The sequence below is a fragment of the Burkholderia sp. AU30280 genome (assembly GCF_020420125.1).
Taxonomy (GTDB): Bacteria; Pseudomonadota; Gammaproteobacteria; order Burkholderiales; family Burkholderiaceae; genus Burkholderia.
Window position 1 is genome coordinate 211,839 of the sequence record NZ_JAIZRY010000005.1, and the last position, 15,803, is coordinate 227,641.

A 15,803-nucleotide genomic window follows, 5' to 3' on the forward strand; every position below is an offset into this window, starting at 1 on the left:
ACCACAGGATGAAACGATGAAACCAACCCGACTAGCAATCCGTGCCGCCGCCCTGGCTATCGTAATCGGCATCGCGCTAAGTAGCACAATTGAAGCGCACGCTCAGACCGTCGGTAACCTGGTCGACGTAGAGGGGGTGCGTGAGAATGCGCTTGTCGGCTACGGTATCGTGGTGGGCTTGGCCGGATCGGGTGACGGCACGCAAGCCAAGTACACCGCCCAATCGCTGACGAATATGCTCAAGCAATTTGGCACGCGACTGCCGGAAAATATCAACCTGCGTTCGCGCAACGCGGCCGCGGTGATAGTGAGTGCGACTTTCCCGCCTGGCTATCGCCGCGGCCAGAAAGTGGACGTGACTGTTTCATCGCTCGGTGATGCGAAGAGCTTGCGCGGCGGAACACTGCTGATGACCCCCATGCGTGCAGCGGACGGCGACGTTTATGCGCTAGCACAGGGCAACCTGGTGATTCCAGGTCTGAATGTGCAAGGGCGCAGCGGCACTAGTGTCACCATCAATACGCCCACCGCGGGCCGGATTCCTAAGGGCGCAACGATCGAGCGGGAGATTGCCACCGATTTCGCCGATACGCCTACCGTACGCTTGAACCTGAAACGTCCGGATTTCCAGACAGCCTCCAGTATCGCCGAAGTAATCAACAACGCACTCGGCAGCGAAGTCGCCAGCACCGTGGACGCTACCTCGGTGGATGTCGTTGCCCCCCAGGTGCCGAGCCAGCGCGTGGCGTTCGTTGCCCGCCTGAACGCGCTGAAGGTGAGTAAAGGCGCAGAGGTGCCGCGCGTTGTCTTTAACTCGCGCACCGGTACGGTCGTTATCAGTCAGGGAGTGACGGTCAAACCGGCGGTCGTCTCGCACGGTTCGCTGAAGGTAACGATCGCCGAAGGCACGATGGTCAGCCAGCCGAACGCATTCGCCAACGGCAGCACCGTGACGGCGCCCGTTAGCGAGATCGGGGTGACGCAGGCGGGCGGCAATGCGTTTCAGTGGACATCGGGCGCTAGCCTGCAAGCGATCGTCGACACGATCACCCGCACCGGTGCCACGCCAGATGACCTAATGGCGATCCTACAAGCCCTCTCCGAAGCTGGCGCGCTGACGGGGGACCTAGTGGTGATCTGACGAAGGATACGACTATGACGCTTGAACCCAGATACCTGCCACACGCCCAGTACGCTTCGATCGAGACCGCGGCTGTCAAGGCAACGGATGCAGATTACTGCGCGCGCGTGGAAGATGCGGCCGTGAAATTCGAAGGCCTTTTCATCGCACAGATGTTGAGCGAAATGAAGAAGGCGACCGACCAGCTCAAGGCAGACAATGGCTTTGCCGACCATTCCAGCGAAGCAATGATTGACTATGCGAACCGTGCGGTGGCCGATGCTATCGCGAAGCAACGTGGCTTTGGCATCGCGGACACGCTGGTTGCGCAGATGCTTCCGCCTGACGCGATGCCGTCGAAAGACTGACGCATTGACACGTTCGCAGCCACACATTTTGCACTTACCTCACTATGAACATTACCGGAATTGGCTTGTCAGGCGCGCTCGGAGCGCGAGCAGCAATGGATAGATCGGCACGCAACACGGCAAACCAGCAGACCGCCGGATACACGCGCCAGGGTGTGCTGCGAACCCCGCGCGTGAGTGGCGGTGTCGATGCGAGTTCGGTGATCCGGTTCGGCGATCACACCAACACTCAACAGAAGTGGGCCTCGCACGGATCGGTCGGCGAGCACCGTGCGGTGGAATCGTACTTCCGTCAGCTCGAGGAAGTGATGGGGCTCAAAGACGGCAGCATCAAAGTCTCGATGGGCAAGTTTTTTGGCGCGCTGGATGCGGCCAGCGCCGATGTGGCTAACTCTGCGCTGCGGCAGCAGGTGCTACTGGCCGCCGGTGGCATGGCGAAGAGTTTCAACGGTGTGCAGCAGATGATGCGTGGCCAGCTCGATACGCTGCGCCAACAGAGCGCGGCCACCGTGGAGCAGATCAACGGTCTTTCCCGAACTGCCGCCGAGCTGAACCGTCTCGTAGCCGAAGCGGAAGCCAACGGTCGCGCACCATCCGAGCTCATCGATCAGCGCGACCAGGCCATCGACCAGTTGTCGGCGCTGGTCGATATCCGCACCGTTCGTCAGCCCGACGGCACCGTCGACGTGAGTCTTGTGGGCGGTACACCGCTAATTGCGGGCCATCAGGTCGCAAAGATGAGGGTGGAAACGCTGTCCGGCGGCACGTTCGAGCTCAAGCTGGAACTGGCCGGCACGCAGTATCCGGTGGACGGTGCGAAGGTCGGCGGTGAGCTGGGTGGCCTGTCGTCTTTTGCAAAGGACACGCTGCTGCCACAGATGGAGGCTATTCGCTCGCTGGCGGCCGAACTTGCAGGCAGCTTTAACGAGCAGGTCACCGCAGGCTTCGGCATGGGAGGTTCGCCGGGCAAGGCGCTGTTCACGTTCAATCCGGTAACGGGCCACCTTACAGCTAACGAGATGAAGCCCGAGGAACTCGGCTTTTCGGGCGATCCAAAGGCCCCTGGCAACAGTGACAATCTTCTCAAGCTGATCGAACTGCGTTCCCGCCGTGTCGACCTGCCGGGCTTCGGGGAGGCCTCGTTGGGCGACGCGTACGTGCTGCTGGTCGGGAAGCTCGGTGCGCAGAGTGAGCAGAACCAGTCTAGCTTGGCAATTGCCGTTAGTGTCCGGCAGCGAGCGGAAGAAGCGTGGCAGTCGCTGTCCGGGGTCAGCATGGACGAGGAAGCCGTCAATTTTTCCGAGGCCCTTCAGGTTTACTCGGCCAACATGAAAGTGATTTCCGTCGCAAAGGAACTGTTCGACGCGACGATGCGCGCTTTCTAAGAGGAATGGTATGGATGGCTCGCACCTGCGAGCGGTGCGAGCCATGAAGGGTCGCTAGGAAGCCGTTCTCTCTAAGGCGAGCGGCGTCAAAGGCCCCGGTTCGGCGATCGCAATTGTCGCTGCATTGGGGGAATCCGGTGCGATCGGCATGACGGCGTGTGGTCGCCCATGCCGGAATGGCTGCGTGACCGTGAAGTCGGCGCAAGCGGCGGCACGGCGCGTCGATGACTAACATTTAACACAGGGAGAACGTCGAAAGATTGCAAAGTAATCGCATGTGGTTGAAGGCTGGGTAGCTCCGGATTCACTCAATCTGAATGGTGCTACGGGTTTCGGGTTCGTTCGGAGAAACAGGTGCGAGTCGGCGCATTCTATCGGGAGGCCGTCGCGCGTAGACCGTTTGATCGGAGCCTAGGTGCGATCACAGGAAAGCTATTGCAGTCGGGATTCGTTCTGAACAGAGCACCATGCGTATCGCCAGTCAACACTTCGGCAACACCATGCTCGCGACGCTGCGCGCGTCGAACAGCAAAGCCGCCGATCTCACGTCCAAGATATCAACGGGCCAGCGAGTGCAGCGCGCATCGGACGATCCGATTGCGGCCGCGCGGTTGCTGCTGATTGAGCGCGACACCTCGATGCTTCAGCGTTATCAAAAGAACATCGACACGCTGTCGGTGCGCTTGCAAAAGAATGAGGTGCATCTCGACGGCATGCTTGACACAGTGATGGCCGTACACGATTCATTGCTGTCTGCCGCCGACGGGAGTCGCAGCGCGGCCGATCTGAATGCGCTCGCCGGGCCGCTGCGCATGCGGCTCAACAATCTCAAGCAGGCCGCCAATGCCAAGGATGGCGATGGCAACTTTCTTTTCTCCGGCTCGCAAACAAATACGGCGCCGATAGCGTATGACGCGACCGCGCCTGTCGGTAGCCGCTACTCATACGCCGGCAATGGTGAACTGCAGCAAGTGGTGATCGGCCACGGTGTCACGCAGCGCGCCAACGTCACGGTCGAGCCTCTGGCCGATGTGATGAACAAGCTGGAAGCGGCGATTGAGGCGATGGAGGATCCTGAAGTCAATCCGAGTGCACCGGCGGTGCGAGGCGTCGTGACGGCGGCATTGGACGCGGTCAAGCGCAACGGTATCGATGCATTGAGCGTAAAGATTACTGATCTAGGCGGTGCCCAGAACACGCTGGATCTGATGAGCGAGAATCATTCAGCGCAGCTTGTCGCCAACGGGCAAGCCGTTAGTCTGGTAGGAGAACTGGACTTTGCCGAGGCGATCGACCAGTTGAACAACTACGTCGCAGCCGTGAAAGGTTCGTACGCGATTTACACGCGCATGACGCAGTTGTCGCTGTTCGACGCAATATGAGGCCTCGTTCATGAAGATGGGGTCTACCACACCCGTTCGCGGTCAGCGGGTTTCCCGGCGTGACGATGTGCATGGGGCCAGCCGCGCGCAGCGTGGTGCTCATGCGAAGGAAGCGGCCGCAGCTACTGCGGTTCCGATTGTCCACCTACCGACCTCGGGCATTTCCGCCGTGGCACCGCGCTTCCAGGACGTGTCGGCCGCCTTCACCGCGCACCACGCGCAACTGAACGCCGACGTGACTGTCGCGCAGCGCGCGCTGGCGTTTGTCGAGACGGCCGCTGGGCAGTTGCGCGGGTTGAAGCGGGCGATCAGCGTGGCCTTGAGCGGTGCGGAAAACAGAGGCGACGGTGCTGCAGCGCTTATCGCGAAATTCGGTGCGCTCTGGCGCGACCGCGCGGTGCGGGCGGGCGGCGTACTGGATGCGCAGTTGGTGGTGCGTCCGGCTGCCGATGCAGTATGTACGTTCCGCATGCGCGCGCTCGATGTCGAGCAATGGCGAAGCGGCGGCGCGGAAACGCTCGTTTTCCACCCGGCCGGCTTGGGCAAGCAGCCGGTATCGGTCAGCTTTGGAGATGCGCCGCTCGACGCAGCCGCCTTGTCGCGCAAGCTGGACCATGCACTGGCGTGCACGGGTGTTCGCGCAACGCTGGCAGTCGACGGCCAGATCGATTTCACGGTGGCGGAATTGCGCTGGCCCACCGTGCGCGATCACCTTATGGTGCAGGGTGAGGGCCGGCGGTTCCCCGGAGGCCGTCCCAGCCGCGCGCAAGTCGACGCGGCGCCGGAAGTCGTTGATCCAGCGCGCTGGAAAGTTACCGACCGCGTGTCGCAGCGCGCGGCATTGCGCGACGTGGTGCACGCGCTCGACGGGCTGACGCAAGCGGACCGCACGCTACGCGCACAACTCGATACCGCGGGACAAGCCCTGCAAGGCGGCAAGGACGGGCCCGCAGTCGCGCAGGCGGCGACGGACATTCAGTCGGTATCGGATGCGCTGGCTGAGTCGGCAGACTTCAAAGTGCTGTCCGTCGTCACGTCGACGTTGTTTGGTCTGAGCCGCGGGAGAGTCGAAGCACTACTTAGGCATTGACGGTGTGAGGCGAGGAAAGGCTTGAGGTTTGCCTCATCTCGTGCTTGACCTTAACGACGACAATCATCGACGTGATCGAGCAGCAGGAGCAGTTGCTCGATCTCAGTCGCCGTGGGACCTCGTATCGATATTTCCGCGGTGCTGCCGGATAGGTCCGACGCGGGCAGGCACGTATGTGAAGTCGGTCCCGGGATCGAGGTCGCTCAATGGCGCCGTGCCAATCAGACTATCCATTGTTGCCGCGTTCGACGCGAGGGTCCGAGCCGGCGAGCAAGTGGTTACGCTTCCAGATTGCGATACCACGCAGTGCTCACTTGGCAATCAGGTCGTCGATCGCCACCCGTACCTCGCAGTGGTAGACATTCAGCGGCCGCGGCCTGGTCACTCCGAGTGCCATCCGCACATCCAGGTTAGAAATCGCCACGGCGGCCGCCAGCGCGGCCCCGCGGATTCCCGGCCCGATTGGAAGAGCGCGATGACCTATTTCGCGCTGCTCTACCCTGAATAATTCAACATTGGGGCCCGAATCTCAACGCGCCTCACACACGGAATTCCGGATACCTCCGGCAGAAGTTGGAACCGAGCGGCCTGGCACCGGGGCGGCGCTCATCGATGACGGTCGCCGGGCTGCTCACGTCATCCCGACAGTTCTTCAACGCCGCTGGCTCGAAGCCTGCGCCGACACCAATCCGACGCTCTTTTGAGACATTTCTGATCGATCTGGCTTGCCACTGTCGGTACCATCATCTTCCTCATTGGACTCCGCCGACAGGGTTCAAAAACTTGCCCACTGGAAATGAAAGGAGAGGGCTTCGGTGAATAACAATCGATGCGAAAACAAGGTAGTCGTTTTGGAGGTCCATCCCGGTGACTATCATCATGTCGAGCGGGCCGCAGAGAGGTTGGGCTACGGCACCTCGGAGTTTGTGATGTTGAGTGCCTCTCTCGTGGCGTCTGCCATCGCGAACGGCGACGATGCACTAAAGACACCGGCCGCATTGCGCGATTGCACTGATCTTTTGTCTCGATGACGCTAGGCGTCGGGCCGTACCCCAGGCGGTGACGCTCGCTCGACGTCCTGGTGATCAATTGCAATGCGTAGCCGTTAGTCGGCGAACACCGGCGCTCGGTTGGGCACGGCTTCGATGATCTCCATTAGCCATCCTATCCTTCTGGCAGTGCACAAAATAAGAGTTGTCTGATTGGGTCAGGCTGACCGGGAGCTGAAAATGTGGTCGGCAGGGCGCATCCTATTGCGCAGCCCCTATTAATTATTCTTGGAGTATGTATGCATCAATCTATCATTCGTGCGTGTCTGCTGGGCGCGGTTGCAATCGCCGGTGCCGCGCACGCGGAAGTCAAGCAGAAGACCTTTGATATCAAGCTGAGCGCCGAGGTGCCGGTGGTGGGCGGCTTCGAGATCACGGAGGAGGGCTGGAACCATGCTGAGCAGCAGAAGCTCGCGTGGAGCGACGACGACAAGAAGTTCAACCCGCTGACGCTGAAGGTGACGGCGAAAAGCGGCGTGGGCAAGGTGCAGGTCAAGTTCTCGAACGCCGATGTGCCGCGCCTCGTCCACGAACAGGACGTGGACGCGTACTTCGAGGTGGGTGCCAAGGTCGGCGATAAGAACGTCGGCACTGAACCCGTCGAGGTTGTGACGAAGGACGAGGCGAAGAACGGCAAGTCGATCGATCTGGTGATCACGCCCGGGGTTGCGAGCGACAAGATCAAGAAGGACGTGCTGGCGGGCAACTATGCGGGTACGGTGCCGCTGATGTTTGAGACTGAGGTCGAGTAAGGAGTGTTGGGGTGAAGAAGCTGATTTTGCCAATTGCTGCGAGCGCATATGCAGTGGCAGTGTATGCGGGAAATCCGGGCCCGATCAATCTCAATGTTGAGATCAAAGGCGAGGTGCCCTCGCAGGATTTCTTTGAGGTTACGGTGAACAGCGGGGATTTGGATAACGTTGTTTTTACGCATTCGGAAGGGTGGGCGAAGGGCAGCTCGTCAAAGGTGACCCTGGGCTGGAAGGTGCGCAGCAGCTATGGTGCAGTCCGCATGCTGGCCGGTAATTTGGGTGAGGGCGTATATATTAAAAACGCTAGTGGCGACGCTATGCAGGTCGGCTGGAACGTCTCGATGCTCAACAATGGGGGCATGGTAGGCCCCTATTATCGGGGGGAGTGGCGCAACGTTGTTGATGCAGAGGTAGCGAAGACGGGGGGGCTGGCCAGGGTGTCACTGTGGGCAACGCCTAAAGCGCCGCGGCCCGGAGCATACAGTGGAACGTTTCCCGTGGTCTTCGAGACCGGGTTTGAGGAGTGAGTTTGGTCCGTGCCTTGGCGTGGGCTAGACTCGTATTCTTCGGCGCAAATTTGTGGCGCAGAGGGATTTTCTATGAAACTCGTGGTTCTTTGCGTTGAAGGCCAGGCTTCGTTTGCGTCTTAGCGGTCCTGGCGGCACTCTGCGTAGCGGTACCTGCATTGGCACGATGACTGCGATCTTCGAGACCGGGGTCTAGGGTTCAGGTGATGCTTTCGCACGTGCCTGTGCGGCGCTCCCCGCTAGCACACGACGACGGATTCGTCCCCATAAGTCGAGGCGAATCCGTCTTTCCGCAGGCCCCAGTTCAATGGCCATTGCGTACCAGCACGGCGCTGGCTTGTCCTAAAGGGTGTTGTATTTGCGGTGCGCCTGAGTATTTTGTGTAAAGCTTGCTCGCTGGCAAGGCTACTTTCTGACGCCTCCGCAATTCGTGCTGGCACACGACGCGAAGCATAAATACTAACCTCGGCTCTAGGCGGCAGTTCGGGTTGAGACTGGGAACTGGCCAGTCAATCGATATGCGTAGCCGCAAGTCGACGGCCGTCGTGAGATCCACAAGGGGCGGCTTCGTTAATATCTATTAGCAATCCTATCCTACTGGCAGTGCACAAAATAAGAGTTGTCTGATTGGGTCCGGCTGGCCAGGGGCTGAAAATGTGGTTGGCAGGGCGCACTCTATTGCGCAGCCCCTATTAATCATTCTTGGAGTATGTATGCATCAATCTATCATTCGTGCGTGTCTGCTGGGCGCGGTTGCAATCGCCGGTGCCGCGCACGCGGAAGTCAAGCAGAAGACCTTTGATATCAAGCTGAGCGCCGAGGTGCCGGTGGTGGGCGGCTTCGAGATCACGGAGGAGGGCTGGAACCATGCTGAGCAGCAGAAGCTCGCGTGGAGCGACGACGACAAGAAGTTCAACCCGTTGACGCTGAAGGTGACGGCGAAAAGCGGCGTGGGCAAGGTGCAGGTCAAGTTCTCCAACGCCGATGTGCCGCGCCTCGTCCACACAGGCGACGAGGAAGCCTACTTCGAGGTGGGTGCCAAGGTCGGCGATAAGGACGTCGGCACTGAACCCGTCGAGGTTGTGACGAAGGACGAGGCGAAGAACGGCAAGTCGATCGATCTGGTGATCACGCCCGGGGTTGCGAGCGACAAGATCAAGAAGGACGTGCTGGCGGGCAACTATGCGGGTACGGTGCCGCTGATGTTTGAGACGGAAGTCGAGTAAGGAGTGTTGGGGTGAAGAAGCTGATTTTGGCAATTGCTGCCAGTGCGTGCGCGATGTCCGCGTATGCGGCGAACCTGGACCCGATCGAGCTCAAGGTCCAGATCGCTGGTGAAGTTCCGACGCAAGATGTCTTTGAAGTAAAGCACAGGGGCGACTGGGATGGCGCCAACGTAAAGTTGACCGCGCCAGACGCCTGGGGCGGCGAGGAGACGCCTACACTGGTGGAGGTTCAGTGGGACGTAAAGAGTACCTATGGACCGGTTCGTATTAAGCTCCGGTCTCCTCTGCAGGGGAAAACCCCGTCGAAGGACACTCGCGGAGTGCTCTTACACGATAATGGCGACGACTTTATCGAGGTCCGAGCGAATGTGACCAAGGCGACTGGGGGATGGATTGGTTGGGGGATGATGAATCGCAGCGAGGGGCAGCTTGCTTTGACGGCCGAGGCGGCCGCCAAAGGCAACTGGGCAGGTGTCCGATTGAGCCTTCACGCTCCGAACGGCGTCCCGCGTAGCGGTGCCTACACTGGCACGATGACTGCGATTTTCGAGACTGAAGTCGCGTCTTAAGGGGGGGGGTTCCGCGCGTGCGTATGCTGCCCTCGCTGCCAGCGCACGACGATGGATAGGCCTCTTTAATAGAGGCCTATCCGTCTTTCTGCAGGCGCCGGTTCAATGGCCATTGCATACCAGTATGGCGCTAGCCTGTCCAAGCAAGCCGGCGACGCTTTTCATTATTTAATAATCCGCCGCTTTCTCAAGCTGCTTCATCGATGTCCCGGCCTCCTAAATCAGAATTCTCTGATTCGTTTCGACCATTCAATTTCTCATAATTTCATCTGTCGACACCGACCGCATCCCGTCGGCGTTGTGCTTCCAGGTCGTCCATACCGATAGATCTCCGCGTCCGCTGGGTGATTTTGCTCGCGCGGCTTTGTGGCGCATTTCGCCAATACGGCGTGTCCGGTTTCGGTTGTCTCGCGCATCTGCCGGGTTATCCATTTAACGAAATTTAACCAATGTTGGAGCAGCTATGCCAAAAATGAGCAAGATCAACGTTGCAATTTTTCTTGCCATTGGTGCGCTGTGCCAACAGGGCGCGTTCGCGCGTGCGGAGGTTGCCGGCTCGGGAACGGACCTGTTCGAGCAGGCGGAGCAGCTTCCGGCGGATTTTCTCGAGCAACTGTTCGATTCGCCGCTGGTTGTGCGCATCGATTTTGATGGCCAGTCGGCAGGAGAGGGCACGATCACGTTGAGTCGCGATGGAAAGGTCCAGTTGGTTGCGCTCTCGGATGAGCGGCGCAACGACGTCGAACAGGCCGATCGCGAGCTGATCGAAAAATTTCTCCGGGAGCCGCGTGCGCTCGGCGCCTGCGAGACCAACTGCGACGGTGTGCTCGCACTTCACTACAACCTACAGGACTCCGTTTTATCCATCGTGACGCGCCGTGCGGAACAGGATGGTGAGCAGAAGAAGTATCACCCGCTGCCGGCCAGTGGAAGCACCGGCCTGATTACATACAACTACCTGAATCTCACGGGTGGCCAAGGTCGTGAAATCGGCGGGCGGTATTCGTTCGACGCCGTCGGCAGCGTGGGAAACTGGTCCATCACGACCGGATTGCAGGCGACGCAGAATCGCGGCATGCGGCGAGCCAGCGAGATTGAATACTCGGTGCCCCGCCTGTACGCGCAGCGCGAATTCGAGGGAAAATTCGCGCGCGCAGGCTTCTTTACGCCGGACCTGGCAACGGGTATCCGGCCTCCCCGCATGCCAGGCGGAGGCGCGGCGACGACGCTCGGAGTGATGTTTGGTACCTCCGAGGCACGCGAGGTCGAAGGCGCGCGCCCGAGCCTCTATCCCGTTTATGTGACCGCGAATCGCCAGGGCATGGTGGAAATCTACCGCAATGGCGCGTTGATCCACAGTCAATCGGTGCAACCGGGGCTGCAGGTTGTCGATACGCGCCCGCTACCCAGCGGCATTTACGAAGTGGAGGTCCGGCTCGTTGAAGATGGTCAGGTTACGTCCACGCAGAACGAGCTCGTCTACAAACCCACGGCTTGGAGCGATCCCACACAACGGTGGAAGTACGTATTTTTTGCTGGACAGGAACGCAACCTGATCGGCGAGGATCGCTCGCACGCGTTCACCGCGGGCGGCGCGATCAACTACCTCGCGCACCCTCGGGTCGTGCTCGGTGCGTCGGCGCAGCATGTGGCCGACGCAAACGTATTCGGCGCGTCGCTTGATTGGCAGTTTACGGATCGTGCGCGAACTTATTGGAATGTGTACCACTCGTCGAAACACGGAGTGGGCGGCGATGTGCAGATCCTGATGCCGTACCGGGACGGGAGCGTATCGCTGAGCCACAGCCAGCGCTGGCAACGCAGCGACCGGCGCCATCGGAATGTGCGCTCGGCCGTGCGCAGCGGCAAGGTGCAGGACTCGGCGATTACGTGGAGCCATCGCTTCACGCCGCAAACGAGCATCATGTCGCGCGCTTCATACGCCAGCGGCGCGACGAGCGGCCTCGGTGTCGACCTGTCGGTTTCGCATCGACATAGGTTGTTCGGCAACGATCTCACCTGGCGTGTGTCCGGCTTCGATCGTCCCACCGGGACGTTAGCGAGAACTCGCAACAGAGGCGTCGATCTTGGCTTGAGTATTGCGCTCGGTAAGGAAAAACGCAGTTACAACGTGAACCTCGGAACGCGAAGCGGCACGGATGGCCAACGTGATCATTATGCGTCGCTGGGCGTACGGCAGGAGCTCGACGGTGGCTTCTTCAAGTCGGTGGGGGCGAACGGAACCGTCGACCGGTATGGCCTGAGCATGGGGGCCACCACGCAGTTCGAACATTCGGTGGCTCGCGGCGATGCGTTCCTCCAGCGCTCGTCCAAGGAAGGTGGCATTGCCGGCGGGATGAACCTGTCCAGTACCGTTGGCACGAACGGCAAGTCCGCTGCCGTATCCGGCAAAGGCAACGCCTTCAACGGCGAGTCCGCGGTGATTGTGGACCTGGCATCCGATTTCGAGGACGTCAAGGTGCGTGCCCAGGACACCGCGGGGGGCAGCATTGAACTGCGCCCGGGTCGCAATCTGGTTCCCGTCTCGGCTTATCGCGCGGGTCGACTCCAGTATTTCTTCGATCGATCGCAGGCTCCGGCGGCGACGCTGCAGCCGGCCGCGACCCATTACCACCTGAACAAGGGCGGCGTCGGGTACGAGAAGGTACACGTCATGAAAACGATGACGGTGATAGGTCGACTGGTCGACCATTCGGGCAAGCCGGTACGGGCAGCTCACCTGTCCAGCCCCGCGGGTCGGTCGGTCACCGAGACCGACGGATTTTTTGCGCTCGAAGTAAGTCATGCCAAGCCGGTCGTAAAGGTCGAGCAAGGAGGCAAGCCGCTCTGCACGCTTCACCTGAAGCCGCAGGACCATCAAATGGAAGGTGACTCTCTGATTGTCGGGGAGTTGGAGTGTGAACAGGAGCAGACCAATGCCGATTCAGGGGAAAGCCGTGATGAACAGGGGTAATCAGAAGGGAAGCGCCAATCGAGGCGCGCGCGCATCCACCGCCCGAGCGCTCATCGTGCTCATGCGATGGCTGGCCGGTTCGGTTTTGGTGCTAGCTGGCGCAACTGTCGCGTGTGCCGCCGATGTGTCGATCGAGGCTGAATACCTGCCTGGGGCGCAGACCCAAGGCGAAAACGGTTTTCGCAATATCACGAGGCCGGCAGGCTTTTGTGCGGCCGATCCCGGTGGCTGTGCAGGGGTGACGACTGTCGACCTGCCGGTGGGCGATGTGAGCTACGGTGCACTCGATAGCGGTGCGAATGGGCAGGACGGCGTATATCTTCGGGCGCCGGCTAATCCGATTCGCGTCGAACTCAGGGACGAACGCACGAACCGGGTCACTGCAGTCACCTTCCGGGTCGCGGGCATGATCGGGCAATACACGCTCCGGCCGGATGTGTACCAACTGACCGGTACGCCGGCAGGAAGCGCTGAAACGGCACATGCGGCCCTTTGGAATGGAGGCAGTTGGCTACAGCCGCCGGCAGGATGTACGGCGCTCTCCGTCCAGCCTATGGCCACGGCAAATGCCTACCGGTTCGGCTGGCGGTTGCCTCGCGACGGCGGGGGCTGTTTCAAGACCCCTCGCCAGTCGCTTCCCGCAGGCGCGGTCGTCCTCGATGGAAGTTCACTTGCCGTGGCCTACGAGCTCGTCACGCCGGATCCCGTATCGCTGCCCAACGGCACTTACCAAGGGGTGCACACCTTCACGGTTGGGCCGGGAAAGGATTTCGACTTCGGCGCGCATGGTCACGTGGCGCGATCGAGCGTTGATGTCGCGTTCGTCCTGAAGGTGCGCCACAAATTCATGATCACGGACTCGGGCGCGGGTAACGATGTCAAGCTCGCCCCTGCTCAGGGCTGGTTGAACTGGATAGCCGAAGGCAAGCCCTTAACCAGGATCGAGCGTGACGTCATGTACGGACTGTCTACGGGCGAGCCGCTGCGGGTAAGCCTGCGGTGCGAGGACGGTGAAGACGCAGCAGGCCGCTGCGTAATGCGCAACCCCCATGGCTCGGTCGTACCGGTAGACCTTTCGTTGACGGTGGTCGGCGCGACCACTGACCGTAAAGCGCCATTCAGTCGGATTCCACTGACCACGCGGGCACCCGCCTCGCTCGATGTCGACCGGTATCTGGACAATGCCGTGGCAACGGCCCATGTCGCCATTGATGGCGAGGGGGTCTCAGAGATGGGCCAGCATCCGGGGACGACCTATACGGGAAGGGCCTCTGTTGTATTTGATGCGATTGCCGACTGACGCGGCGAGCAGGGCCGCGGCCGCCGCTTTCAGATTATTCCGATATTCGCCGCAACCTGGAGTGCGGAAAATGGAATCTCTGACATGCAGCCGGTCCACGCAATCGCTGCATATTTTTGAACTGGCACACACGCAATGAGCGAAAGACGGGCCCTGGAAGCATCGGGCGAGATCGCATTCAGTGCCGATAAAAGGAGTATCGAATGAAAGTCAATCTCGCGAAGTGTATGTTTGCTGGCCTACTGGCCATGTGCTCGCTTTCGGTCAGTGCGGGCACGCCGTCGATCAACATTGGCCCCATGTTTGAGTACATGGGCGGAAAGCAGTCATCGATCCTCAAGCGGATCCGGAATAAGGGGGATGCGACTGCATTCGTACGGGTCGAGGTGAGCGAGGTGGTGTTCAACGAAGACGGCAAGCAGGAAGAGGTGCCGCTCGACTCCGCGCTGCTGACCCAACGAGACGGCCAAGGGCTGATCGCGAGTCCCTCTCGCCTGATCGTGCCGGCCGAGGGCGCCCAATCGGTGCGTCTGCTCTATCGCGGCAAGCGCGACGCGGAGCGCTACTATCGCGTGCGCTTTGTACCTGTCGTGCCGAAGGCGAAAGACGACTTTGTGCTGAGCAACGATGAAATCGAGCAATACAAGGAATCGTTGTCCGCGGGCATCAACGTCCTCACTGGATACGGGGCCATGGTGATCGTGCGTCCGGGCGATGAGCACTATCAAACGGAGTTCAAAGCGGAGGGAGGCAAGAGCATCGTCGAGAACAAGGGAAGTTCGATGGTGACGCTCGAGGCCTATCGCGTGTGCAAGGAGAAGAACGGTGCATGCGGTGAACCGACGGCGTACTACATCCGCCCGGGGAAAACGAAGGAGCTGCCGTGCGAAGCCGGCTCGCGTTGCGAGTTCGAACTGCGCGAAGGTGAAAAGCGAACGAGGATGCATGTCGAGGCCGGACAAGCCGCGTCAGGGGCGTAAAGGGGATCTTCCATGCCCCCGCAACGTTGCCGGCAAGGGCGCGGTGACCTGACCCACCCACTTGCGAGCGGTGTACTCAGAGAGATAGGGCAGTTGGTCGACGACCGCCGTGCACTCCACGAGGCGTGGCACCGATCACCCCGATGAGTGCCCCTTTCTTAATCGGGAGTGCACAAGTAAGAGTTGTCTGATTGGGTCAGACTGGCTCGGTGCCGAAAATGTGGTTGGCAGCACCAGTCTGATGTGCTGCCCTATTAATCACTCTCGGAATATGTATGCATCAATCTATCATCCGCGTGTTTCTGCTGGGTGCGGTCGCAACCGCCGGTGCCGCGCACGCAGCGCCGCTGATGCTGCAGGAATTGGAGATCAAGCTGACCGCTGAGGTACCGGTGGCAAGCAGCATCGAGATCAAGGCGGATGGTTGGGACCTTACCAAACAGCAGCCGATCAAGTGGGGCGACGACCAGAAAAAGTTCGAGTCTCTGAAGCTGAAGGTGACCGCGAAAAGCGGGGTGGGCAAGGTGCGGGTCAAGTTTGCAGACGCCGCGGGGCCGCGCCTCGTCCACGAAGCCGACACGGAAGCCTACTTCAAGGTGGGTGCCAAGGTCGGCGGCATGGACATCGGCACTGATCCTGTCGAGGTTGCGACGAAGGAGGAGGCGAAGAGCGGCACGCCGATCGAGCTGGTGATTATGCCCGGGGAGGCGAGCGACAAAATCAAGGCCGTCCCGGTGGCGGGTAAGTACACGGGCACAGTGCCCCTGGTGTTTGAGACTGAAATCAGCTAAGGAGTAATCGGGTGAAGAGCTTTCCTTGGCAATCGTCGCGAGTGCGTGTGCAATGTCGACCGCGGTCAACGAGCGCTTCGGTAGGCTGCAATAGGCGAGCAAGGTGTCCTAGGCCACGACGAACGTGATTGGCTTCCGACTTATGTGTATGCACTGACACGTTCCGGAGCGTCAAACTGAGCTCCACGCAGAACCTCGATCGCTGATTCGGGCATTGGTCACAGACATGCTGTGACGATCAATGGATTGCGTCGGATTTCAGTACCTGGAACGAACTTCCGTAAAAATTG

14 protein-coding genes are annotated in these 15,803 nt (G+C 60.3%); all 14 read left to right on the forward strand.

All coding sequences use genetic code 11. The features are described from left to right. Positions 1–16 precede the first annotated feature (16 nt). Positions 17–1,141: a flagellar basal body P-ring protein FlgI gene (locus tag LGN17_RS13820; protein ID WP_226197305.1), complete on the forward strand. Its 1,125-nt coding sequence runs from the start codon at positions 17–19 to the stop codon at positions 1,139–1,141. A gap of 14 nt (positions 1,142–1,155) precedes the next feature. Then, positions 1,156–1,488 (forward strand): hypothetical protein, encoded by a 333-nt coding sequence (locus LGN17_RS13825; protein WP_226197306.1) that lies wholly within the window; start codon positions 1,156–1,158, stop codon positions 1,486–1,488. 44 nt (positions 1,489–1,532) lie between these two features. Then, positions 1,533–2,873 (forward strand): flagellar hook-associated protein FlgK, encoded by a 1,341-nt coding sequence (flgK, locus tag LGN17_RS13830; RefSeq protein WP_226197307.1) that lies wholly within the window; start codon positions 1,533–1,535, stop codon positions 2,871–2,873. 467 nt (positions 2,874–3,340) lie between these two features. Further along, positions 3,341–4,255, forward strand: a complete 915-nt coding sequence (gene flgL, locus LGN17_RS13835; RefSeq protein ID WP_226197308.1) for a flagellar hook-associated protein FlgL — start codon at positions 3,341–3,343, stop codon at positions 4,253–4,255. A gap of 10 nt (positions 4,256–4,265) precedes the next feature. Then, the gene (locus LGN17_RS13840) at positions 4,266–5,345 is read left to right on the forward strand and encodes a hypothetical protein (RefSeq protein WP_226197309.1); all 1,080 of its coding nucleotides are present in this window, start codon (positions 4,266–4,268) and stop codon (positions 5,343–5,345) included. Positions 5,346–6,160: 815 nt separating this feature from the next. After that, positions 6,161–6,376: a hypothetical protein gene (locus LGN17_RS13845; RefSeq protein ID WP_226197310.1), complete on the forward strand. Its 216-nt coding sequence runs from the start codon at positions 6,161–6,163 to the stop codon at positions 6,374–6,376. A 257-nt stretch (positions 6,377–6,633) separates the two neighbouring features. After that, positions 6,634–7,146: a CS1 type fimbrial major subunit gene (locus LGN17_RS13850; protein ID WP_226197311.1), complete on the forward strand. Its 513-nt coding sequence runs from the start codon at positions 6,634–6,636 to the stop codon at positions 7,144–7,146. A gap of 11 nt (positions 7,147–7,157) precedes the next feature. Next, positions 7,158–7,673, forward strand: coding sequence for a hypothetical protein (locus LGN17_RS13855; protein ID WP_226197312.1), 516 nt, complete (start codon positions 7,158–7,160; stop codon positions 7,671–7,673). Between the two features lie 713 nt (positions 7,674–8,386). Next, complete coding sequence (locus LGN17_RS13860) at positions 8,387–8,899, forward strand: CS1 type fimbrial major subunit (RefSeq protein WP_226197313.1); 513 nt, start codon at positions 8,387–8,389, stop codon at positions 8,897–8,899. Positions 8,900–8,910: 11 nt separating this feature from the next. Beyond that, the gene (locus LGN17_RS13865; protein WP_226197314.1) at positions 8,911–9,468 is read left to right on the forward strand and encodes a hypothetical protein; all 558 of its coding nucleotides are present in this window, start codon (positions 8,911–8,913) and stop codon (positions 9,466–9,468) included. 472 nt (positions 9,469–9,940) lie between these two features. Further along, positions 9,941–12,442, forward strand: coding sequence for a TcfC E-set like domain-containing protein (locus LGN17_RS13870; RefSeq protein ID WP_226197315.1), 2,502 nt, complete (start codon positions 9,941–9,943; stop codon positions 12,440–12,442). Further along, complete coding sequence (locus LGN17_RS13875; RefSeq protein ID WP_226197316.1) at positions 12,405–13,742, forward strand: hypothetical protein; 1,338 nt, start codon at positions 12,405–12,407, stop codon at positions 13,740–13,742. Before LGN17_RS13870 ends, LGN17_RS13875 begins: the two co-directional genes overlap by 38 nt. Before the next feature lie 203 nt (positions 13,743–13,945). Beyond that, the gene (locus LGN17_RS13880; protein WP_226197317.1) at positions 13,946–14,722 is read left to right on the forward strand and encodes a hypothetical protein; all 777 of its coding nucleotides are present in this window, start codon (positions 13,946–13,948) and stop codon (positions 14,720–14,722) included. Positions 14,723–14,997: 275 nt separating this feature from the next. Beyond that, positions 14,998–15,513: a CS1 type fimbrial major subunit gene (locus tag LGN17_RS13885; protein ID WP_226197318.1), complete on the forward strand. Its 516-nt coding sequence runs from the start codon at positions 14,998–15,000 to the stop codon at positions 15,511–15,513. The last annotated feature ends 290 nt before the right edge of the window (positions 15,514–15,803 follow it).

Excerpts from the sequence above, each read along its gene's own strand:
- flgL (WP_226197308.1), top strand. The coding sequence starts at position 3,341 with ATGCGTATCGCCAGTCAACACTTCGGCAACACCATGCTCGCGACGCTG.
- LGN17_RS13840 (WP_226197309.1), top strand. The coding sequence starts at position 4,266 with ATGAAGATGGGGTCTACCACACCCGTTCGCGGTCAGCGGGTTTCCCGG.
- LGN17_RS13850 (WP_226197311.1), top strand. The coding sequence starts at position 6,634 with ATGCATCAATCTATCATTCGTGCGTGTCTGCTGGGCGCGGTTGCAATC.
- LGN17_RS13860 (WP_226197313.1), top strand. The coding sequence starts at position 8,387 with ATGCATCAATCTATCATTCGTGCGTGTCTGCTGGGCGCGGTTGCAATC.
- LGN17_RS13885 (WP_226197318.1), top strand. The coding sequence starts at position 14,998 with ATGCATCAATCTATCATCCGCGTGTTTCTGCTGGGTGCGGTCGCAACC.
- LGN17_RS13820 (WP_226197305.1), top strand. The coding sequence starts at position 17 with ATGAAACCAACCCGACTAGCAATCCGTGCCGCCGCCCTGGCTATCGTA.
- LGN17_RS13880 (WP_226197317.1), top strand. The coding sequence starts at position 13,946 with ATGAAAGTCAATCTCGCGAAGTGTATGTTTGCTGGCCTACTGGCCATG.
- LGN17_RS13870 (WP_226197315.1), top strand. The coding sequence starts at position 9,941 with ATGAGCAAGATCAACGTTGCAATTTTTCTTGCCATTGGTGCGCTGTGC.
- LGN17_RS13875 (WP_226197316.1), top strand. The coding sequence starts at position 12,405 with ATGCCGATTCAGGGGAAAGCCGTGATGAACAGGGGTAATCAGAAGGGA.
- flgK (WP_226197307.1), top strand. The coding sequence starts at position 1,533 with ATGAACATTACCGGAATTGGCTTGTCAGGCGCGCTCGGAGCGCGAGCA.
- LGN17_RS13825 (WP_226197306.1), top strand. The coding sequence starts at position 1,156 with ATGACGCTTGAACCCAGATACCTGCCACACGCCCAGTACGCTTCGATC.